This window comes from uncultured Algimonas sp. (assembly GCF_947498175.1).
Taxonomy (GTDB): domain Bacteria; phylum Pseudomonadota; class Alphaproteobacteria; order Caulobacterales; family Maricaulaceae; genus Litorimonas.
Genome location: NZ_CANMJB010000010.1, coordinates 22,335 through 44,853, shown reverse-complemented (window position 1 = coordinate 44,853; position 22,519 = coordinate 22,335). Strand labels below are relative to the sequence as shown.

Here is a 22,519-nt window from a genome sequence, read left to right as displayed (position 1 = left end):
TTAAGACAGGTGTTCCATGCCCGGTATCGAACTGTTCGGCGTCATAGGGTTCGCGCTGGCCGCCTATTCCGTCATCGCCAACGACGCCATCCAGACCTTGGGAACGTTCCTGCGCTCCAACCGGCACCGGCATTGGTTCACGCTGTGGCTGTTCGCCGGGACCATCCTGATTTCCGTCATGGTGTACGGCTATTTCGCCTACGACACGGACGTCGCGTTCGACCGGCTGAACAACATCCCCTATCCGGACCAGGGAGTGCAGTGGTATCACATCATCCCGCCCGCCGTGCTGATCCTGCTGACGCGGGCTTCCGTTCCCGTTTCCACGACTTTCCTGGTGCTGACCATGTTCGCCCTGACGGGCGGGCGCGAGACCGAAGGTCTGCTCGGCAGCATGCTACTGAAATCCGCGCTCGGCTACGCCGTGGCCTTTGGGGCGGGCATCGCCGTCTACACGCTGATTTCGCGCTTCTACGAACGCTGGATCGCCAATACCCAGGAAAAGGGCGCGGCGCCCTACTGGTATGTGTTCCAATGGATGACGACGGCCTTTCTGTGGTGGCAATGGCTGGCCCAGGACCTGGCCAACATCTTCGTCTTCCTGCCGCGCCAGACCGTCGAAATCGCCGGCCAGACCGAAGTCACCATCGCGGCGAGCACCATTTTCTGGGGCGGCTTCCTCACGCTGGGCCTGCTGGCCTACACATTCTCGCGCCGGGGCGGCAAGATCCAGGAAATCGTCAACTCCAAGACCAATACGCACGATCCGCGCGTCGGCACGCTGGTCGATATCATGTTCGGCATCATCCTGCTGATCTTCAAGGAAATGAACGATATCCCCATGAGCACGACCTGGGTCTTCCTCGGCCTGATCGCAGGCCGCGAACTGACCGTGACCTATGTGGCGGGCCTGCGCGACAAGACCGAAGCCGTGCGCGACGTGACCAAGGATGCCGGGCGACTGCTCTTCGGCCTGGCCGTCTCCGTCGCGCTCGCCTTCTTCATCCCTTGGGCCGCGACGGGATCGATGCCGACATTCTAGGGCGCGGCCTGATTCTAGGGCGCAGCCTGTGCAACTCGCTCGGCAATCTCCAACGCCAGGCGGTCGAAGCTCGCCCGTGTGCGCTCAAGATGGCTGCCATCATTCGTGGCCAGCGCGATCGCTGCATTCCGCTCCGGCAGCAGCACCAGCAGCGCGTACCACATAGTGTTCGATCCGTTATGCCAGATCATGGGTTCAGGTCCGTCACCGAAATCGCGCGTCTGCACGATCCAGCCATAGGCATAATCGTTCAAGGCCGGCGTGTGGAGGCGCTCGAACGTTTTAGCGTTCAGTAACGTGTCGTTACCCCGTCCAGCGTCCAAATGCGCGCGTCCGTACCGCAGCAGATCATCCAAGGTCATGTGCATTGTCCCAGCGGCCGCCATGAAAGGCGGGTTGTCGGCGCCCTCTGTCGGATCGTGCGTCATTTTGAACCCGAAAATCATACTATGACCCCAAGGGGCATTACCCTGCGGCGCGCCGAAACCGAATGTATCTAGGCCAAGTGGCTCTGCCAGCCGTGTCCGCACCAGCGTCTCCCAGCTTTCGCCTGTCGTTTCTTCAGCCATGATCGAAGCCAGCATGAAACCCGCATTGGAGTAAGCGAAAGTTTTGCCGGGTTCCGTCTTCGGCGGATCTTCGAGCATCTTGGCAGCGACTCGGCGCCGGATTTCATGAAGTCGTTCCGGCTCGCTCACGGAATTGATCATGTCCGAGATTGGAATGGCAGGCGCGCTCGCCGTATGGGTCAGCAATTGGGACAGGGTCGTGTCGTGCCAGTCTTCGTGCATCGGTACATCCGGCAGGCTCGCGCCGAGCGTGTCGTTCCAACCCATCGTCCCGTCCTCGACTAGCGTTGCGATCACCGTCGCGCTCATCGACTTGCCGATCGACCCGACATGAAAGCGGTCATCGCGCATCAGGGGCGCGTCCGCCGCCTTGGTCCTCCAGCCCTTGACTGCTTCGGCCACGACCGCACCGTCCACGACGACCCGGCCAGTCATTCCGACCAGCTTGTTCTGCGCCGCCACGGCTTTGATGGCGTTTTGAAGACCGGCATTCGACAGCGTGTCCAGCGGCGGCGCCTCCGGTCCCGGCACGGCCGCCCGCTTCGCCGATCCCCAAAGCAGAGCAGCGGCCAGCACGATGAACAGGACGAAGCTCAGCAGGAGCTTGAGAAAGAGGTTCATGTAACCGCTTTATCCGTGCCTGCGGCCGTTGTCAGGCATACTCCTTCCGGTCTGCGCCTGCGAATTAGGAATCGGTGTTGGGCAAGGCTTCCGCCATATCGGCATCCTTGCCCTCATGCATCCGCGCGAAAGCGTACAGGCCGATTGCGGCAACGGCGGCTGCGCCGATGCCCACGCCCACTTGCCGGGGGTGAGCGGAAGCGAAGGCCGATGTCCGCGATGCGGCGCGCCGTGCGCCTCTGCGCGCAGTACGCAGAGCCGAGCGCATTTGCGACTTGCTGAGGCGGTTCGTCGACAGGTCGTCGATCCCGAAACTGCGCGTGACATCCTGCAGCGTATCGAGCAATTTGCCACGACTGTCGGAGCCAAAGCGGTCGAGGATAGCATTGATCATGGGTCGTCTCCATCATGTGTGTCGCGGGACGAACGCATGGGGGGCGCTTTTCGTTTCGCCCAGACTATCCGGCGGATTGCCGTATCATCCGTGCGGCAGCCGCGTCCTAGCGAACGGTCCGGCCTGGCCGGGCCGTCTTTCCACCCTGATCGAATAGCTCCGCCAACTTCTCCGTCATCGCTCCGCCCAGCTGCTCCACGTCCATGATCGTGACCGCGCGGGCATACCAGCGCGTCACGTCATGGCCGATGCCGATGGCGACAAGCTCGACGTCGGAACGGTTCTCGATCCTGTCGATCTGTTCGCGCAAGTGAGCTTCCAGCAGGCCGGTACGGTTCTGGCTCTGGGTAGCGTCGTCAACCGGCGCACCGTCGGAGATGACCATCAGGATGCGGCGCTGTTCGGGGCGGGCCATCAGGCGGCGATAGGCCCAGTCGAGCGCCTCTCCGTCGATGTTCTCCTTGAGCAGCCCTTCGCGCATCATCAGGCCGAGGTTCCGCTTGGCGCGGCGCCACGGCATGTCGGCCGACTTGTAGACGATATGGCGCAGATCGTTCAGTCGTCCGGGACCGCCCTCGTGAACGCGCGGCTTGCCCGCCGCCATCCAGTCCTGAAAGGACTTGCCGCCCTTCCAAGCCTTGGTGGTGAAGCCGAGGATCTCCGCCTTGACGCCGCAGCGTTCCAGCGTGCGCGCCATGATGTCGGCGCAGACGGCGGCGACCATGATGGGCCGCCCGCGCATCGAACCCGAATTGTCGATCAGGATGGACACGACCGTGTCGCGGAAATCCGTCTCCTTCTCCTCCTTGAAGGTCAGGGACGAGAGCGGATCGATGATGACGCGCGACAGCCGCGCCGTATCCAGCATCCCTTCCTCCAGATCGAAGGTCCAGGACCGCTGCTGCTGCGCCTGCAGCCGGCGCTGCAACCGGTTGGCCAGCCGCGAAATGACGGAACTCAGCCCCGCCATGTGCCCGTCCAGATAGCCTCGCAGCCGTTCCAGCTCCTCGACCGGACACAGGTCCTCGGCCTTGACCACCTCGTCATGTTTCGTCGTGTAGACCCGGTACGGATCAGGCGAATTGCGCGGTTGCGGGCGCTGCGACGGCGCGTCGGGCGTATGCTCGCTATCGTCGCTCTCGCCGTCGATGTTCTCCGCATCGACGATGTCCTGGGCCTCCTCGCTCTCGTCTTCCAGCGCGTCGGCGTCGGAGACTTCGGTCTGGCCCTGTTGTTCCTCATTGGGCGCGTCGGCGGACTGGTCCTCTTGCTCCTGCTCTTCCTGCTGGCTGTCTTCGTCCTGATCGTCTTCTTGTTCCGGGTCGGCCTCGTCACGGTCCAGCGTCAGGTCGGCGATGAAGTTGTTGACCAAGCGGCCGAACGCATCCTGGTCGTCGATATGATCCAGCAAGCCCTTGATGCGCCCTTGGCTGCGTTCGGCAATCTCGTCGCGCCAGGCCGCCATGATGCCGTTCGTGGTTTCCGGCAGGTCGCACCCGGTCAGCCTTTCGCGCGCATAGAGCCCGACCGCCTCGGCGAAGCTGGCATCGTCCTTGGCGATGTCGGCCTTGTCGAATCCGCGCCGCGCGGCCCGCGCCGATAGCGCTGCCGCGAGATTATCGGCCAACCCTGACAGATGCTGCCCGCCGACCGTTTCCACCCGTGCCTGCTCCAATGCCTCGAACACGGCCCGCGCCGGTCCGGATCTGGGCAGGTTGGCCGCGTGGATGTCCGCGTCGTGCAGGGCGATGCGCAAGGCCAGCGCGTCCGCTTCCCCGCGCGCCTTGGCGATCATGTCGGACTTGGGTGCGGGCGGCAGGCTCGGCAGCATGATCTGGTCGCGCACCAGCCCGGCCACGTCCCCGCCGTAGGAAACCTCCAAATCTTCGCGCGCGGCGATGGCCTTGGTCGCGGCAGCAAGAGACCGTTTGAAACCGTCGATCGGGGGGGCGTTGCTCTTCATCGCAGCCTGTTTACGGCGCAGGCCGCAAGATGTGTAGCGCGGATGTCGTCGAAGATCGGTCTATCGGCCCTGGCCCCTCGCCATGCGCTCGACCTGATCGTTCAGCGTGTCGGTTTCCTCTTGCAGCGTCTGCTGTATCGCTACGTGCATGTCCATCTGGGCGCGGTCGAAGCCGCGCCGCGCCGGGCGGCGGGAAAGGGAATGCGGCTCCTGCGCCCCCATCCGGCGAAGCATGCGCCGCGCCGTTTCCTTGCGTGTCCGTCGGCCTTGGCCTAGAGCGCGGCCCTTAGCCGGAGGAGCGTTCCGCATGGGCCGCATCGTGATGAAATTCGGCGGCACGTCGGTCGCCGATCTGGACCGCATCCGCGCCGTCTCGACGCGTGTCGCGGCCGAGGTTGCGGCCGGGCACGAGGTCGCGGTCGTGGTGTCGGCCATGAGCGGGGAAACGAACCGGCTGGTCGCGCTGGTCGACGCGCTGGATGCGGATTGCGCGCCGGGCGAGGCCAAACACGCCGAAAAACTGGGGGGCGACGTGCATGACGAATACGATTCCATCGTCGCGTCGGGCGAACAGGTCACGTCGGGCCTGCTGGCCATCGCGCTACGGCGGCGCGGTGTCCCCGCCCGGTCCTGGCTCGGCTGGCAGATTCCGCTGCGCACCGACATGGCGCATTCCAAGGCGCGCATCGCCGAAATCGAGTCTTCCGCCATCGGGCCGAGCCTGGCGCAGGGCAATGTCGCGGTCGTCGCGGGCTTCCAGGGCATCAATGAGAAGCACCGCGTCTCCACGCTGGGCCGCGGCGGGTCGGACACGTCGGCGGTCGCGCTGGCCGTCGCACTGAAAGCCGATCGCTGCGACATCTACACCGACGTGGACGGCATCTACACGACCGACCCGCGCGTCGTTCCGGAGGCGCGACGCCTGAACCGCATCGCCTTCGAGGAGATGCTGGAGCTCGCCAGCCTTGGCGCGAAAGTGCTGCAGGTCCGCTCGGTCGAGCTGGCCATGAACAACAACCTGCCCATCCGGGTGCTGAGCTCCATGGCCGATGAGGGCCAGGACAATCCCGGCACTCTCGTCTGCCACGAGGATCAAACCATGGAAGAGCGCGTCGTATCCGGTGTCGCCTATAGCCGCGACGAAGCCCAGATCACCCTGCTGAAACTGGCCGACACGCCGGGCATGGTGGCCAGGATCTGCAAGGCGATGTCTGATGCGGGCGTCATCGTCGACATGATCGTGCAAGGCATTTCGCGCTCCGACAACAGCGCCAACCTGACGTTTACCGTGGGCGAACGCGATCTGGAGACCGCGCTGGCGGCGCTGGAAGCGGCCCAGGACGCGATCGGCTTCGCCGACATCAAAAGCGACCGGGACGTGACCAAGGTCTCTGTCGTCGGCATCGGCATGCGCAGCCATACCGGCGTGGCGCAGACCATGTTCGAAGCGCTGGCCGCCAAGGGCATCAACATCGAGGTCATCGCCACGTCGGAGATCAAGATCAGCGTGCTGATCGACAGCGAATATACCGAGCTGGCCGTGCGCGCCCTGCACAGCGCGTTCGACCTGCACGAAACGCCTGCCCCGCCCGTCACCGCGCCGTAAGGCCGTCGCACCGCCGGGCAAGGAAGCCGGTTGCATTCTGACTGCATCTCGGCTGCATTCCGTTAACCACCATATTTCGGACTCATTTAAGAGAGAGGGAACACTTTGATCAGGGGAGTGCCCGGCAACAGCCGTCACGGGAGGACGGCAGCCGGGATCAATCGGGGACGAAGCGATGAAACTGTTTCATCTGTTGGGCGCGATCGCGGCGACTATGCTGCTGGCGGCCTGCGGCGGCGGTGGATCCGACGCCCCTGCACCCGCGCCGGTCGGCGGTCCGCCCCCTGCGACGACACCTGCGCCGCCGCCTCCTCCGCCTCCGACACTCAAAACGGCTCTCGAAACCAAGGCCGAGGCAGCCCGGTTCCTGCAGCTTGCGGGACTGGACGCCGGCACGGCGGACGTGAACGCGCTGACCGGGAAAAACGCCAGCAGCTGGATCGTCAGCGAGCTCGCCCGACCGGCCTTCGGCTATGAAGCGCTATTGCGGTCGCGCATTGCGCCGGACAAGACCAATGGCCGCCAGAGTTCGCAAGCGCTGTGGGAGGCCATGCTGACCTCCGATGCGGAGCTGCGCGCGCGCATGACGTTCGCCCTGTCGCAGATCGTCGTGGTCGGCAACAGCCAGTTCGGCAACGATGTACGCTACGGGCTGGGCACCTGGCTCGACGTGCTGGATCGGCATGCCTTCGGCAATTACCGCGACCTGCTACAGGACGTGACCTATTCGCCGGTGATGGGCGATTATCTGACATATGCCTACAACCGCAAGGGCAACCCGGAAAAGGGCCGTCAGCCGGACGAGAACTATGCCCGCGAGATCCTGCAGCTCTTCACCATCGGGCTGGTCGAGCTGAACATGGACGGCACGCCCAAACGCGATGGTCGCGGCATGGAGATCGAGACCTACGGCAATGAGGACGTGGTCGGCCTGGCGCGGGTCTTCACGGGACTGGCCCATGCGGGCACGGATTTCCGCCGCTACCGCCGTGGGGACGACGCCTATCACGTGCCGCTGGAAATGTATGAGCGCGAACATTCGACGCTGGAAAAACGCTTTCTCGGCACGACCATATCGGCCGGGACGCCCGGCACGCAATCCATCGATCAGGCGCTCGACGCCGTCTTCGCCCACCCCAATGTCGCCCCTTTCGTGTCGCGCCAGCTGATCCAGCGCTTCACGGCCAGCCATCCGAGCCCGGCCTATGTCGGCCGCGTTGCGGCCGCGTTCGAAACGGGGGCCTACAAGGCGGAAGATGGCACGGCCTTCGGCACAGGCGTGCGGGGCGATCTGTCCGCCACGTTGGCGGCGATCCTGCTGGATGAGAGCCTGCACGACGACAAGCGGCAAGCCACGGAAGGCAAGTTGCGCGAACCGGTGCTGAAATATGTCCAGCTGGCACGGACCTATGCCGGGCCTGATAGCCTGCGGGTCACGAAACAGGGCTGGAACCGGTTCGTGGATACGTCCGACCCGATCGGCTCGCTCGGCCAGTCGCCGCTGCGCAGCCCGTCCGTCTTCAACTTCTACCGGCCCGGACACGTCGCCCCGTCCACGGAAAGCGGCGATGCAGGCCTGACGGGACCGGAGCTGCAGATCGTCAACCAGGCTTCGGCGCTCGGCTATCTGAACTTCATGACGCGCTTCATCACGCAGGGTGACACGTCCGACTCCGACAGGCCGAAGCCGGACCTGTCCGAGGAGCTGGCCATCGGCGACGACGCCAAGGCGCTGGTCGACATGCTCGATCTGAAACTGACCGCCGGTCGGATGAACGGGGCGACCCGCACGGCGATCATCGACGCCGTCCAAGCGCTCCCGGTGCGGGAGAACCGGCGCGATGCGGACATCCGCTCACGCGTGCGGATCGCCTTGCTCATGACGGTGGCGTCGGCCGATTTCGCGGCGTTGAACTAGGGAACGGGCCATGACTTACTACAACAGACGGCTCTTTCTGCAGGCCTCGGCAGCCGGATTCCTCGGCGCGACGGGCGCGCTCGCGGGCCTGGGGCGACGGCAGGCTTTCGCGGCGACGACGGGCGGCTACAAGGCGATGGTCGGCCTTTTCCTGAAGGGCGGGGCGGACATGTTCGACGCGGTTCTGCCGACGGACAAGCCGAGCCACGACGCCCTGACCGGTTTGCGTCCGGGCATCGTCAACGGCCATGGCGACGGATCGCGGTCGCGCGAAGCCCTATTGCCGCTCAGCCCGTCGGGACCGGCCCGTTTCAGCGGACGGACCTTCGGCCTGACGCCGGAACTGGCGCCGCTGAAATCCATGTTCGATGCGGGCGAAGCGGCGCTGGTCGGCGCGGTCGGACCCTTGCTGGCGCCGACCTCGCGCACAGGCATGGAGCGCGGCACGGATGCGTTGCCCCAGCGGCTCTTTTCCCACAACGACCAGCAATCGACCTGGATGGCGATGGGCATAGAAGGCGTCTCGCGCGGTTGGGGCGGGGCCTTCATGGACGAGATGATCCGGCATGGCGGGGTCGGGAATCCCGATTTTTCTCTCATCACGGCGGGCAGCGGCGATATCTTCTTGGCGGCCGAACGTGCGCTGCAGTTCAAGGCGCCGTCCGATCCGTCGGGCCTCGGCATCGACCTGTCAGCCAAGCCCTATCTGACGAGCGGCGCGCATGGCCGAGTCGCGCGCGAGAAGATGGACGCCTTCCTGGCCGATGCCGTGCAGGGTTCCGACAATCTGTTCGCCCGCGACGTGATCGCCGGACAGTCGCGGGGCATCAGGAACATGCGGGACTATCGCGAAGCGTTCGGATCGTCTGGCGGTGTGGCAACGCAATTTCCCGATACTCGCATCGGCCGCCAGCTCAAGGCGGTCGCCAACGCCATCAACCTGCGCGGCACGATCGGCAATAGCCGCCAGCTCTTCTATGCCGATACGGGCGGGTTCGACACGCATAACAACCAGGCCGCCTCGATGGCCGGCTTGCTGGGCGACGTGGCCCAGGCGCTGGCGGCGTTCCGCGACGCATTGGTCGCCATGGGTGTCTGGAACGACGTGACCGTCTTCACCATGAGCGATTTCGGCCGTACCTTGACGGATAATGGCGACGGGACGGACCATGGCTGGGGTAGTCATCAGTTCGTGCTGGGCGGCGCGGTGCAGGGTGGACGCTTTTACGGCGATCTGCCGGAACTGGATCCGGACAGTGAACGCTTTACCAAGTCGCGCGCACGTCTGATCCCGTCCGTGTCGGTCGATCAGTATGCAGCCACGCTGGGCGGATGGTTCGGGCTGGACAGCAGTGAGATCGCTCGCGTGCTGCCCAACCTGACCCGGTTCGATACGCCCGATCTGGGTTTCATGAGCGGAGCGTCGGCCTAGCGTCAAAGGTCCAGCGCCATGAAGCGGGAGTCCATCGGATTGTCGTAATATCGCGGCACGTCCGTAAAGCCGAGCCGGTCGTAGATCGCGTTGGCCCGGTCCAGCCCTCGGTCCGTATCGAGCAGCAGACGGCGGTAACCGGCTTGTCGCGCGCCTGCAATGCAGGCTCGGCAGAGCGCGTCGCCGATGCCGTGGCCGCGCGCGTCCCGAGCGACCCAAAGACGTTTGAGCTCGGCCGTGTCCGGACCGAAAGGCTTGAGGCCGACGGCGCCGACGGCTCGGCCGTCCAACCGGGCGAGCCAGAGTGCGTCATAGGTTTGTGGGAAGTCGGCAAACTCGGTGTCCGTGCCCTGGAAGGCCAGGGACTGGCCGAGATAGGCCTCGATGAAACGCAGATAGTCGAGGAAGAGCGCTTTGACCTGTGCGATGTCGTCGGACGCGGTGGCGCGGATGATGTCCATGGCGGGCGCTTTAGCGTAGTCGCGCAAGACTGTCGTCGTCCGGAGTTATGCGCAGTGTGAGGTGTCCTGAAAACGTCAGGCGCTGGCGACCCCCGACAGGCGGCGGATCAGGGCTGCGCTGACCTGGCCGGTTTCTGCCATGCCGTTGGCGCGCTCGAACTCCATTACGGCGCTGCGGGTGCGCGCGCCCATCAGGCCGTCCGGTGTGCCGACACCGTAGCCGAGCGCGGCGAGCAGCGTCTGGGCGTCGCGGATCTGATCGCGGCTTGGCGCTTGCGCAGACTGGATCCAGGGTACGTCGTTGAAGATTCCGTTGGCTTCCTCGTCGATCGGGCGCGGGGCGAACTCGGCGACGCGGGCATCGATCGCGTCCAGACGGTCGCCGGGGATGGCTCCGCGCAAAGCGTCGCGCCGGGACAGTGCGAACTGATCACCCTGCCGTGCGGCGACGGAATACCAGAATAGCGCGGTGTCCAGATTGGGCTCCGCCCCGGACTCGCTGCTTTCCGACAGGATGGCAAGATTGAATTGCGAATCGACCACGCCGCGCTGGGCCGCCTGTTCGAACCAGGAGCGGGCCGCATCCATGTCGAGATCGACGCCGCCGCGGCCTTCCGTATAGTAGAGCGCAAGATCGTGCATGGCGATGCGGTTGCCGCCGCGCGCGGCGCGTTCGATCAGCTGGCGCGCCATGACATCGTCCTTGGGCACGCCTTCGCCTGCTTCGTAGAGTTTCGCCAGCCGGTAGAGCGCGGCGGGCTGATTGGCCGTGGCGGCCTGGCGGATCAGGGCGGCGCCTTCATCCGTGCGTCCGGCGTCGAGTTCCGCCAACCCTTTCTGGAACTGGGCGACCGAATTGCCGGCTTCGACGGCCGCGTCCAGCGTCTCCAGCTGGTCGGCGTCGATCACGACGGGTTTGTTTTCGGCATAGTCGCCGATCGGCTCTGCGGCGGCATCGGTGATGAGGCGGGTATCGGACGCGGCGTCCGGAAGCGTTTCGACGAGCGAGGCGGTCTGCAACGCGGCTGGTGCTTCCGCCGGGCTCAGGCCGGTCAGCGGTAGGGTGCCGACGACCGGATCGTGCGTGACGGCCGGATCGCGCAGGGCGACCGGCTGTACGGGGGCGCCGACGGACGCTTGCGGGCCGGACCGGTCATTGCCGCCCAGGATCATGCGCCCGGCCAGCAGGGCCAGGACGGCCACGCCGGTTGCCAACAAGGCGATTCGCAACGTCCGGGCGGAAACGGCAGGCAAGGCGAAGCCGCGTTTGGGCGCATCGTCCGTGACGCGCACAGCCATGGGCGAGTCCGGCGTGCCGCGCGACAGGCGTTCGGCTCGCGCATCCGCCGTCTCCCCATAGGCGGGGTTGGCATAGACATTGTCCGGAATGGGCGCGGGCTCGTAATCTGCGGCATGAACTTCGCCGGTTACAGGCCTGTTGGCCTGCGGCATCTGGAACGGCGGGATGGGCGGGGCGCCTGCGCCGTCGGGGCTGCCGGGCGCAACAAAAGGCTGCCCGGGAAACGGAACGACCGGTGCGGAGGTGAAATCGGGCGTCTGGTCGAAGGCGCGCATTTCATGGGCGTCGTTCGATGCCGGCGCGGTGTAAGCATAGGGATTGCTGGCCGGCAAGCGGGCGGCGCCCGACGCATCGGCATGTGCACTCACGGCCTGTGCGGGCGCGGCGAAGTTGGGCGACTGTGCCTGCAAGGACGCCTCCGATTGCATCGGGGAATGCACCTGCATGTGCGTTTGCGGCTGCATCGGTACCAGTTCGGCAGTTGCGGCCGAAGAGTTGGAGGAGTCCGACACCAATTGCCGCAAATCCTGCGTGGCGTTGCTATTGGCGGACACTTGGCGCTTGAGCTCGTCGACCCGTTCGCCCAGGGCCGTCATCTTGTCGCGGATGTCCTCGCGCGATTTTTCCACGGCGCGTTCGGCCGCGCCGGTGCCGATGGCATGGTTGCGGGCTTCGATTTCCTGCAGGTCGCGTTTCAGCTCGGCCTTCTGGGCTTCCAGTTCGGCCTGGGTCCGGATCGTCAACGCGTCGAATTTCTCCAGCACCTCTTCGCTCGACATCTTGCGGCGATCTTCCAGCTGTGTGTGGATGCGTTCGATCGTGTCGCCGACCTTGCCGAAAGCAGCCGAGCTGTCGCGTTCGATGACGGCCACACGATCTTCGACCTGAGCGCGGGCCTGGGCGATCCTGTCGGTCAGCGTTTCCGCCAGATCGTCCAATTCGGCCTTGCGGGTCCGGTCGCTCGCTTTCATTCGCGCATCCACGGCGCGCGCGATATCCGCCAGGTGTTTGTTGACGCGGGCAACAGCGCCGGCCTGGGCGATTTCCGCCCGGTCCATTCGGGCGGACGCGCGGGCGATGGCCGCGTCCAGACCGTTCATGTCGCCTTCGGCCGCGGCCTTCGCCAATTCGGCCCTGATCGCCTTGCGCATGTTCGACCGCTGCGCGTCGAGCCGCGTCGTCAATTCGTTGACATGCCGGGTGAGCCATCCCTTCTGGGCGGCGGTCGATTTCTTCAAACTCGTTTCCAGAGCCGACACGACGGCTTCAAGCGATTCCACGCTGTCGCGCGTCACCGTATCCGCGCGCTTCATGCGGGCTTCCAAATCATCCAGACCGGTCTGGACCGAAGCGGCGCGTGTTGTCTTGGACGAGGCGGCCTTGCGGCGGCGGGGCTTTGCGGGTCTTGGCGAAGCGGCTATCGATGGCACAGTTTTCTTTGCGGACTCCGAGGCAGGCATTTTGGCGTCAATGGACGGCTCTGTGGGCTTGGCATTATCGTCGGCGACCCGGCTGGCCATAGCGCGCACCCCTCTCAAGTCCCTGGCATCGTTCGGTGCTTTGCGAATCACCACTGTCCGAACGGGACCGGCCCCCGGTCCAGACCGTTCCATGGAACGCTATAGTTAAAGCCCGGTTAAACCGTTAACGAAACAGAGCTCTTCTTTACCTTGACGTTAACGTAAGGATTGACTAAATTATGAGTGTGACACACACCGCGAAACCTCTGGCCGAACCGTCCGGCACCTTGACCGATCGGGGTTGGACCATCCGCGAATTCGCGGAGCATTTCGGCGTCACGCCACGCACCGTTCGATTTTATGAAGACAAAGGCTTGCTGTCGCCGGAACGCAACGGCCAAGCCCGGACTTTCCATGCGTCCGAAGTGATCCGGTTCGAACGCATTCTGCGCGGCAAACGCCTTGGGTTCTCGCTCGACGACATCCGGGCCGTGTTCGACGTGCTCGAAGGTCGCATCGACGATCCGCGCGAGCTGCGCCGCCGCCGCGACAATTTTCAGACCGTGATCGACGGGTTGGCCGAACGGCGTCGCGATGTCGCATTGCTGGAACAGGACATGACCGAGATCGTCTCCGTTATCAACGATCACCTGCTGCAGACCGATCAACCGGATGGCCAAGCGCCCGACGTATCACGTCTCGCCGCCCGCTATCAGGCCGCTTTCAATAAACATCTCTCCACCTAGAGGACGACACTCATGCCCATCTATCAAGCCCCAACCCGCGACATGAAATTCCTGCTGCACGAAGTGCTGGATGTGGAACAGTTGCAGAAGTTCGAACCGTTCGGCGAAGTCGACCGCGACTTGGTCGATGCCATTATCGACGAAGGCGCCAAGTTCTGTGAAGGCGTGCTCGCCCCGCTCAACATCGTCGGCGACCATGAAGGCTGCACCCGGCACGAGGACGGCTCCGTCACGACACCGACCGGCTTCAAGGATGCCTATAAGCAGATGGTCGAAAATGGCTGGGTCGCGCTCAACAAGGATCCCGAATATGGCGGCCAGGGCATGCCCGGCCTGCTGGCGATCACGGTCGGCGAAATGCAGACCGCATCGAACATGGCGTTCGCCATGTATCCCGGCCTGACCGGCGGTGCGATCAAGGCGATCGAGGTTGGCGGCTCGCCCGAGCAGAAACAGGCCTATCTGCCCAATATGGTGTCCGGCGAATGGACCGGCACGATGAACCTGACCGAGCCACATTGCGGCACGGATCTGGGCATGCTGAAAACCAAAGCCGTTCCGAACGGCAAGGGCGGCTATAAGATTTCCGGCCAGAAGATATTCATCTCCGCCGGCGAACACGACATGGCGGACAATATCATCCACCTCGTCCTGGCCCGCATCGAGGGGGCCCCCGAAGGCACGAAGGGCATCTCGCTCTTCATCGTGCCCAAGTTCAAGCTGAACGATGACGGCACGCCGGGCGAGCGTAACACGGTCGTCTGCGGCTCCATCGAGGAAAAGATGGGCATTCACGGCAATTCGACCTGCGTGATGAATTTCGACGAAGCCGAAGGCTATCTGATCGGCGAAGAGAATAAGGGCCTGCGCGTCATGTTCGTCATGATGAACGAAGCGCGGATCGGTGTCGGCATGCAGGGTCTCGGCCAGTCCGACGTCGCCTATCAGAACGCCGCCGCCTACGCCAAGGACCGCCTTCAGGGCCGCGCCCTGACGGGTCCGAAGAACGAAGACGGCCCGGCCGATCCGATCATCGTCCACCCCGATGTGCGCCGGATGTTGATGGAAACGCGCGCCTTCAACGAAGGCGCCCGCGCGCTGCTCTACTGGGCCGCCATGCATGAGGACATCGAGAAGCATACGAAAGACGAGAAGCTCGCCGAGAAATGCGACGACTATCTCGGCCTGCTGACCCCGGTCATCAAGGGCTACCTGACGGACATGTCGATGCGCACCACGATCGACTGCCAGCAGATCTTCGGCGGCCATGGCTTCATCGAAGAATGGGGCATGAGCCAATTTGTCAGGGATAACCGCATCGCCCTGATCTATGAAGGCGCCAACGGCATCCAGGCGCTCGACCTGGTCGGACGCAAGCTCGCCCGCAATGGTGGCCGCGCGCTGATGACGCTCAATCAGGAAATCGACGCCTTCCTCAAGGACAATAAGGATAGCGAGAGCTTGCCCGAATTCATGGAAGGGCTGACATCCGCCAAGACCAAGCTGACGGAGGCCACCATGTGGCTGATGCAGAACGGCATGAAGGACCCGAACAATGCCGGCGCCGGTTCGGTCGACTATATGCACATGATGGGCCTGGCGACGCTGGCCTATATGTGGGCGAAGATGGCGGTCGTGGCGCAGGCCAAGATCGATGACGGCTCCAACGAGGATTTCTATCCCAACAAGCTCATCACGGGCCGGTACTTCATGCTGCGCATGCTGCCGATGATGGACGCCCACCTGGCGAAGATCAAAACGGGCGCCGAGCCGATGATGGCGATGGAAGCCGCGGCGTTCTAATGCGTGAGGGAATTCGCACTTGCGTTGGCATTGGCTGTGTGGCGGCTTTCGCCGCCACGGGCTGTGGTGATACCCAGCCAGACAACTGTCTTGTCGATGCCTCTTTCTTCACTCTTTTGGAGACGCGCTTTCTCGCGGAAACACAGCAACAAGGGCTTCATGTTTATGATGGCACTGCGATGGATCCACGGACGGATCCGGTTATCGAGGGTCGGCCCAGCCCGTTTTCCGTTCCCGACGTAACGCTGTCGCAACGTAGTGACGGTGCCGACTACCAATGGGACGTAGATGTCGAGGAAAACTGCGGCATGGAAAACGAGCCATCCTTTGACTTTGTGGTCTACGATGGCAGCGGCTCGATCGACCGGGTAACGTTGCGCGCCACACTGAACGAAAACGGTGTGATCGAGGACCAAAGCGGCGAAATTGTCTATGCTGATGCTACAGCGGAGTAGACTTGAACCTGCTCATGAACCGACGCCCATCACACCCCTGATAAGCGCAGTCTTACGCGTCATAGGCACCACGGGCTGCGGCATTTTCCTGTAACAGTTTCGTCACCGCATTCCATATATCCAAGGACTTCACCCATGGCCGACGTGCTCGATTTCAAAGCTCCCGATTGGTACGAAGAAGAAGACATCAACATGTTCCGGGACGCGACCTACCGATTCTACAAGAACGAGATGGCGCCGCACTCCGAAGAGTTTCGCAAGAACAAGGTGGTCGACCGCAAGTTTTGGAACCAGGCGGGCGAATACGGTCTGCTCTGCCCCTCCATGCCGGAAGAATATGGCGGCGGCGGTGGAGATTATCGTCACGAAATGATCATCCAGGAAGAGCTGGTCCGCGCCGGCGTGGACGGGTTCGGCCTCTCCCTCCACAACGCTATCGTCGCGCCTTATATCCTGCATTACGGCACGGAAGAGCAGAAGAAGAAATGGCTGCCGCGCATGGCGTCCGGCGAACTGGTCGGCGCCATCGCCATGACCGAACCGGGCACGGGCTCGGACCTGCAAAGCGTGCGGACCAATGCCAAACAGGACGGAAACGGCTGGGTCATCAACGGCTCGAAGACCTTCATCACCAATGGCGGCACGGCCAATCTGGTCATCATCGTGGCCGACACGGGCGGGGAGGGGAAACACTCCAAATCGCTCTTCGTCGTGGAGACGGACGAGCTGGACGGTTTCCGGCGCGGGCGCATTCTCGACAAGGTCGGCAATGATGCGCAGGACACGGCGGAGCTGTTCTTCGACGACATGAAAGTCCCGGCCGACGCACTGCTCGGCGAAGACACCGGCATGGGCTTCATCCAGCTCATGACCGAACTGCCGCAGGAACGGCTTAACATCGCCGTCACCGCCGTCGCCGTGATGGAAGAGGCGCTGCGCGAGACCATCGATTACGTCAAGCAGCGCAAGGCGTTCGGCAAGCGCGTCATCGACTTCCAGAACACGCAGTTCGAACTGGCCGAATGCAAGACCATCGCGACCATCGCCAAGACTTTCGTCTATGACTGCGCCGACAAGCATCTGCGCGGCGAGCTGGACACGGTCACGGCCTCGATGGCCAAATATTGGTGCACGGACAAGGAGTGCGAAGTCATCGACCGCTGCCTGCAATTGTTTGGCGGCTACGGCTATATGAACGAATACAAGATTGGCCGCATGTATCGCGACGCACGCGTGGAGCGCATCTATGGCGGCACGAACGAGATCATGAAGATGGTGATCGCACGGTCGCTCTAGACGCGTGTTAAGTCCAGCTTGTTTGAGAGCGCCCTTCGGGGCGCTTTTTACGTCCGGCTGAGCGCGGTATAAGCTTGGGCTCTTGAGTGCATAGTGGATCCCACCCAGATGAAATTCGTCCTTCTGCTTCTTGTCGCATCAATAGTGGCCGCGTGTGTCGTTCTCGCCCTGTGGCGTCAGAGCGACCACCGCTCTGACCAGGCGGAAATGGACCGGCTGATCCGCATGCAACCCGATGCGCCTCTGCGCTTCAACAGGCGCATGGTGGCCGACCTGCCCGATGCTGCGCGCCGATATCTGACATTTGCCATTGCGGAAGGCACACCGCTCCACACCGTTGCAGAGATCGACATGACGGGACGTTTTAGCTTGGGCAGAAAAGATAGACCGAACTATCTGAGCATGACCGCCAAACAGGTTCTGGCTCCGCCGCACGGTTTTGTCTGGGCGATGTCTGGCGGCTCGGGCGTCATGCGCGTGTCCGGCTCAGATAGTGGAGGTTGGACACGGTTCTGGCTGGCTGGCCTGGCACCGGTTGCGCGTTTCGGCGGGAGTTCGGATCATGCCCGTTCGGCCTTCGGACGCTACGCAGCCGAAGCCGTGTTCTGGGCGCCCGCCGCTCTACTCCCAAGTGACCACGTCACGTGGGACGCGGTCGATGACAGCACAGCTCGGTTCACAATGTCATATGGGGGTCTTGTGCAATCCGCCGATGTGACGGTCGATAGCAATGGCCGCCCGATCCAGGTGATGTTGCAACGGTGGAGCAACGCGAACCCGCAGGGTGTGTTTCGGTGGCAGCCATTCGGCGGCTACCTGTCGGAGTTCGAGACGTTTGACGGGTTCACGATTCCGACCCATGTGGAAGCCGGAAATGCCTTCGGCACGGACGACTATTTTCCCTTCTTCATCGCCGACGTGACCGCTTTTCGCCTGCCCCATGCGCAGATCTATCCATAAGCAACGCGACAGTTTTGGCTTTTCCGATTGCGATTGGCAAAAGAGCGTAGACGATCCTTACCCTTGATTACACCTCGCCTTCGCGCCCCTGACAGACGGCAATTCGCTTTCTCTCCGTTACGGACAGCGCCGCGATCCCTCTTCCGGATCTGTAATTTATAATTGCAATTCAGGCTTGTAAAGCTGCTCAGCCGTGACCACTTGTTAGAGTGCGGAACAGTCTTCCGCGCGCGACGAGACATGTTTCTCGTACAATGAAAAGAGGACGTAATGTCCGTGTTCAAGAACAAGGGTAACAACAAAACCAAGAAGACGGGCAAGCCTTCGTCGCCTCCGTCCAAGGTCGTTTCAATGGATGACAAGTCCGAACAGACGATTTCTAAAGCATCGACCGATATGTCGCAGAAAAACCAAACCAAGCCTGCTAACAGCTAATCCTGGCGTCATCGGATCGTCGCCATGCGACTGTTCCGGTTACCACGCTATGGTTCGGGCCGTTTCACTCCCCAGAGAAGCGGCCCGTCATGTTTCGCGCAAACCTTTTCCTCTTACCTCAATTTCAATCAAGTGCCGGACTCTCGGTCGCCTGCGGTCGGATCCGTTGCGGCACGGAAAGTCCGCCATGATCAGACTCAAGCCAACCCCTAAAATATCCGTCCCTAAAACACAGTCCAAGTTAAGTTGGGGCAATGAAAGCGACCTGATCCGTCGCGACATGGATACGGCGATGCCGCCTATCGGTGTCGAACCCTTGTTACCTGCCAAAGCCCAGCTCTCGGCGTCCCAGATCGGACATGGTGCGATGACTGAAAAGAGCCGCGGTTTCCGTGTTACGAACTCACATCGGGAAGGGCTTGGCGCCACAAACCGGACGGAAGCCGTGCGGCCCCAATCGAGCCGGCATTCCCGAGGGCACTGAGGCAGCGCGTCTAGACTGCCGCTGAAGGAAGATGTGCGAAAGTCCCGACCGGATCCTTGCGACTCGTCATCCATCTCCCTAACAGACGGCAATTTGCTTTTCTTCCGCCACGGACGCCGCGCCCATGCCTAAACGTACCGACATCTCCTCCATCCTCATCATCGGGGCGGGGCCGATCATTATCGGGCAGGCGTGCGAGTTCGACTATTCGGGCGTGCAAGCGGTCAAGGCGCTGAAGGAGGAGGGCTATCGGGTCGTCTTGGTCAACTCCAACCCGGCCACCATCATGACCGATCCGGGTTTGGCGGACGCAACCTATGTCGAGCCGATCACGCCGGAGATCGTCGAGAAGATCATCGCGATCGAAAAGCCGGATGCGCTGCTGCCGACCATGGGCGGGCAGACGGCGCTGAACTGTGCGCTGGCGCTGGAGCAGATGGGCGTTCTGGAAAAGTATGGCGTGGAGATGATCGGCGCCAAGGCGGACGTCATCGACAAGGCGGAAAACCGCGAGCGCTTCGCCGACGCCATGACCAAAATCGGGCTGGAAAATCCGCGCGCGACCATCGTCACCGCCCCGACCCGCGAAGACGGATCGGTCGATTACGCGGCCGGGGTCGCCACCGCGATGGACGCGCTAGACTTCACGGGTCTGCCCGCCATTATCCGTCCGGCTTTCACCATGGGCGGCACGGGTGGCGGTGTCGCCTATAATAAGGACGAGTATCAGGATATCATCCGCTCCGGCCTCTCCGCATCGCCGACCAATCAGGTGCTCGTAGACGAAAGCCTGCTTGGCTGGAAAGAGTATGAGATGGAGGTCGTGCGCGACCGTGCGGACAATTGCATCATCATCTGCGCCATCGAGAATATCGACCCGATGGGCGTGCATACGGGCGACAGTATCACGGTCGCGCCTGCCCTGACCCTGACCGACAAGGAATATCAGCGGATGCGCGACGCGAGCATCGCCGTGCTGCGCGAGATCGGGGTGGAGACGGGCGGCTCGAACGTGCAGTTCGGCATGAACCCGGCGGATGGCCGCATGGTTGTAATCGAAATGAACCCGCGCGTGTCGCGCAGCTCGGCTCTAGCGTCCAAGGCGACCGGGTTCCCCATCGCCAAGATCGCCGCGAAACTTGCCGTAGGCTACACGCTGGACGAGCTCGATAACGACATCACCGGCGCGACCCCGGCCGCGTTCGAGCCGACCATCGACTATGTCGTCACCAAGTGCCCGCGCTTCGCGTTCGAAAAATTCCCCGGCGCGGAGCCCATTCTGACCACGGCGATGCGCTCCGTCGGCGAGGCCATGTCCATCGGTCGAACCTTTGCCGAGAGCTTCCAGAAGGCCTTGCGCAGCCTGGAGACCGGCCTGACAGGATTGAACGAAATCCACTTCGACGAGACCGACTCCGAAGCGCTCGACGCTGCGATCAAGGCGCGGCTCTCCATCCTCGCCCCCGACCGCCTGCTCGTCGTCGCGCAGGCCTTCCGCCACGGGCTGAGCGTGGACAAGGTCTATACCTATACTTCCATCGACAAGTGGTTCCTGCGCCAGATCGAAACCCTCGTGAAGGCCGAAGAGTGGCTCCGCGAGAACGGTCTGCCAGCCACGCCTGAGCAATGGCGCGCCATCAAGTCCGAAGGCTTCTCCGACGCGCGCATCGGCGAGTTGACCGGGACCAAGGAACGTGCCGTGCGCAAGGCTCGTCACAAGGCGAAAGTCCGCCCCGTCTATAAACGCGTCGACACGTGCGCGGCCGAGTTTCAGGCCAAGACGCCCTATATGTATTCGACCTATGAGGCGCTGAGCTTCGGGGGAGAGATCGAGAACGAAGCCCGCGTGTCGGACCGCAAAAAGGTGGTCATCCTGGGCGGCGGGCCCAACCGGATCGGCCAGGGGATCGAGTTCGACTATTGCTGCGTCCACGCGGCCTACGCCATGGCGGATCTGGGCATCGAATCCATCATGGTCAACTGTAACCCGGAAACGGTCTCGACCGATTACGACACGTCCGACCGGCTCTACTTCGAGCCTCTGACGGAAGAGGATGTGCTGGAGCTGATCCAGGGCGAGATGCAATCCGGCGAGCTGCTCGGCGTCGTCGTGCAGTTTGGCGGGCAGACGCCGCTCAAGCTGGCGGGCGCATTGGAGGCGAACGGTATCCCGCTACTCGGCACCAAGTCCGACGCGCTCGACCGCGCGGAGGATCGCGAACGCTTCAAGGCTCTGGTCGAAAAGCTCGGTCTGCGCCAGCCCAACAATGCCATCGCCAAGACCGCAAAAGAGGCGAAGGAAGCCGCCAAGACGGTCGGTTATCCGCTCGTCCTGAGGCCCTCCAACGTGCTGGGCGGGCGCGGCATGGAAATCGTGGACAATGATGCAGAAATGGAACGCTACATCACCGAAGCCGTGAAGGTATCGGGCAAGTCGCCGCTCCTGATCGATCAATATCTGCGCGATGCGGTAGAAGTCGATGTGGACGCGATCTGCGACGGCGAGGACGTGTTCGTCGCAGGCATCATGGAACATATCGAGGAAGCCGGGGTCCATTCCGGCGACAGCGCTTGCTCGCTCCCGCCCTATACGCTGTCTGAGAGCATTCAAGAGGAGATGCGGCGGCAAGCGCGCCTTCTCGCGCTGGAACTCGGCGTGGTTGGACTGATGAACATCCAGTTCGCGGTGAAGGACGATCTGGTCTACCTTATCGAGGTGAACCCCCGTGCATCCCGGACCGTGCCGTTCGTGGCCAAGGCCATCGGCCTGCCGGTGGCTAACATTGCCGCGAAGGTCATGGCAGGGGAGAAGCTCTCCAGCTTCGACCTCACCACGCGGCCGCAGAAATACATCGCCGTGAAGGAAGCCGTCTTCCCGTTTGCGCGTTTCCCGGGTGTGGACACGGTCCTAGGACCGGAAATGCGCTCGACTGGCGAAGTCATGGGGCTGGCGGATAATTTCGGTGTCGCCTTCGCCAAGAGCCAGCTCGGCGGCGGCGTGACGCTCCCCGAAAAGGGGCGTGTCTTCATTTCCGTCAAGGACGACCACAAGCCGCTCATGGCAGACTTGGCGCGCGAACTGATCGGAAGCGGGTTCGGTATTGTCGCGACAGGCGGCACGACCAAATATTTGCGCGAGCAGGGACTGGAGATCGACTATGTCAAGAAAGCCCATGAAGGCCGTCCCAACATTGTCGATGAAATGAAGAATGGCGACGTGCAGATGGTTTTCAACACGACATCCGGAAAACAGGCCTTGGAAGATTCCAAATCGCTCCGCCGGACAGCGCTGGAACAGAAGATTCCTTACTTCACGACCGCCGCCGCCAGTCGCGCCACGGTCGAGAGCATCAAGGCGCTGAAAGCCGGCGGGTATGAGGTAGAGAGTTTGCAGAGCATTGCCAGCGGGTAGAACAGCTACGGTTTGCAACCTTTTTATTGGTCCGGCATGATTCGAGAACGTGGAATTATGACGACCATGCCGCCCACAGCCTACAAAAGCGGGAGTTGCATGATCCGGTTCGAGGTCGGCCGAGAGGGTAATCCCACCCATGTCAGAGCCGTGTCCTGTTCC

The 22,519-nt window shown here is 62.8% G+C and carries 17 protein-coding genes; 11 read left to right on the top strand and 6 right to left on the bottom strand.

Annotation, left to right across the window (positions count from 1 at the left end):
* The first annotated feature begins 16 nt into the window (after positions 1 to 16).
* A complete protein-coding gene (locus Q0718_RS12090; protein ID WP_298918284.1) occupies positions 17 to 1,042 on the top strand; it encodes a hypothetical protein in 1,026 nt (341 codons plus the stop codon).
* 14 nt (positions 1,043 to 1,056) lie between these two features.
* On the opposite strand, the gene Q0718_RS12085 is transcribed toward Q0718_RS12090, so the two are convergent.
* The 4 genes from Q0718_RS12085 to Q0718_RS12070 all read right to left on the bottom strand — a co-directional run bounded on the left by Q0718_RS12085 (position 1,057) and on the right by Q0718_RS12070 (position 4,823).
* Complete coding sequence (locus Q0718_RS12085; RefSeq protein ID WP_298918282.1) at positions 1,057 to 2,232, bottom strand: serine hydrolase domain-containing protein; 1,176 nt, start codon at positions 2,230 to 2,232, stop codon at positions 1,057 to 1,059.
* Positions 2,233 to 2,296: 64 nt separating this feature from the next.
* Positions 2,297 to 2,626: a hypothetical protein gene (locus tag Q0718_RS12080; RefSeq protein WP_298918280.1), complete on the bottom strand. Its 330-nt coding sequence runs from the start codon at positions 2,624 to 2,626 to the stop codon at positions 2,297 to 2,299.
* Positions 2,627 to 2,732: 106 nt separating this feature from the next.
* Complete coding sequence (gene cobT / locus Q0718_RS12075) at positions 2,733 to 4,589, bottom strand: cobaltochelatase subunit CobT (protein ID WP_298918278.1); 1,857 nt, start codon at positions 4,587 to 4,589, stop codon at positions 2,733 to 2,735.
* Between the two features lie 60 nt (positions 4,590 to 4,649).
* Positions 4,650 to 4,823 carry a hypothetical protein gene (locus tag Q0718_RS12070; protein ID WP_298918276.1) on the bottom strand — a complete coding sequence of 58 codons (174 nt, stop codon included), beginning with the start codon at positions 4,821 to 4,823 and terminating at the stop codon, positions 4,650 to 4,652.
* Positions 4,824 to 4,896: 73 nt separating this feature from the next.
* Between Q0718_RS12070 and Q0718_RS12065 the strand changes: the two genes are divergently transcribed.
* From Q0718_RS12065 to Q0718_RS12055, 3 genes are all read left to right on the top strand, one after another.
* Positions 4,897 to 6,195: an aspartate kinase gene (locus Q0718_RS12065; RefSeq protein ID WP_298918274.1), complete on the top strand. Its 1,299-nt coding sequence runs from the start codon at positions 4,897 to 4,899 to the stop codon at positions 6,193 to 6,195.
* A 175-nt stretch (positions 6,196 to 6,370) separates the two neighbouring features.
* Positions 6,371 to 8,113: a DUF1800 family protein gene (locus Q0718_RS12060; RefSeq protein WP_298918272.1), complete on the top strand. Its 1,743-nt coding sequence runs from the start codon at positions 6,371 to 6,373 to the stop codon at positions 8,111 to 8,113.
* Between the two features lie 10 nt (positions 8,114 to 8,123).
* The gene (locus Q0718_RS12055; RefSeq protein WP_298918254.1) at positions 8,124 to 9,545 is read left to right on the top strand and encodes a DUF1501 domain-containing protein; all 1,422 of its coding nucleotides are present in this window, start codon (positions 8,124 to 8,126) and stop codon (positions 9,543 to 9,545) included.
* Between the two features lie 2 nt (positions 9,546 to 9,547).
* Here the strand turns inward: Q0718_RS12055 and Q0718_RS12050 are convergent, their stop codons facing one another.
* Together Q0718_RS12050 and Q0718_RS12045 are read right to left on the bottom strand one after the other, a co-directional pair.
* A complete protein-coding gene (locus Q0718_RS12050; RefSeq protein WP_298918251.1) occupies positions 9,548 to 10,006 on the bottom strand; it encodes a GNAT family N-acetyltransferase in 459 nt (152 codons plus the stop codon).
* 75 nt (positions 10,007 to 10,081) lie between these two features.
* Positions 10,082 to 12,736 carry a peptidoglycan-binding protein gene (locus Q0718_RS12045; protein WP_298918248.1) on the bottom strand — a complete coding sequence of 885 codons (2,655 nt, stop codon included), beginning with the start codon at positions 12,734 to 12,736 and terminating at the stop codon, positions 10,082 to 10,084.
* A 269-nt stretch (positions 12,737 to 13,005) separates the two neighbouring features.
* Between Q0718_RS12045 and Q0718_RS12040 the strand changes: the two genes are divergently transcribed.
* The 7 genes from Q0718_RS12040 (at position 13,006) to carB (ending at position 22,357) form a co-directional block, all read left to right on the top strand.
* Entirely contained in the window at positions 13,006 to 13,512 is a 507-nt protein-coding gene (locus tag Q0718_RS12040; RefSeq protein ID WP_298918246.1) for a MerR family transcriptional regulator, read from the top strand.
* Between the two features lie 12 nt (positions 13,513 to 13,524).
* On the top strand, positions 13,525 to 15,315 hold the full coding sequence (locus Q0718_RS12035) for an acyl-CoA dehydrogenase C-terminal domain-containing protein (RefSeq protein WP_298918243.1): 1,791 nt from the start codon (positions 13,525 to 13,527) through the stop codon (positions 15,313 to 15,315).
* A 38-nt stretch (positions 15,316 to 15,353) separates the two neighbouring features.
* Complete coding sequence (locus tag Q0718_RS12030; protein WP_298918240.1) at positions 15,354 to 15,770, top strand: hypothetical protein; 417 nt, start codon at positions 15,354 to 15,356, stop codon at positions 15,768 to 15,770.
* Positions 15,771 to 15,905: 135 nt separating this feature from the next.
* Positions 15,906 to 17,066 carry an acyl-CoA dehydrogenase family protein gene (locus Q0718_RS12025; RefSeq protein ID WP_298918238.1) on the top strand — a complete coding sequence of 387 codons (1,161 nt, stop codon included), beginning with the start codon at positions 15,906 to 15,908 and terminating at the stop codon, positions 17,064 to 17,066.
* Between the two features lie 108 nt (positions 17,067 to 17,174).
* Positions 17,175 to 18,026: a DUF6544 family protein gene (locus tag Q0718_RS12020; RefSeq protein WP_298918235.1), complete on the top strand. Its 852-nt coding sequence runs from the start codon at positions 17,175 to 17,177 to the stop codon at positions 18,024 to 18,026.
* A gap of 270 nt (positions 18,027 to 18,296) precedes the next feature.
* A complete protein-coding gene (locus tag Q0718_RS12015; RefSeq protein WP_298918233.1) occupies positions 18,297 to 18,461 on the top strand; it encodes a hypothetical protein in 165 nt (54 codons plus the stop codon).
* A 608-nt stretch (positions 18,462 to 19,069) separates the two neighbouring features.
* On the top strand, positions 19,070 to 22,357 hold the full coding sequence (gene carB / locus Q0718_RS12010; protein ID WP_298918230.1) for a carbamoyl-phosphate synthase large subunit: 3,288 nt from the start codon (positions 19,070 to 19,072) through the stop codon (positions 22,355 to 22,357).
* Positions 22,358 to 22,519 lie beyond the last annotated feature (162 nt).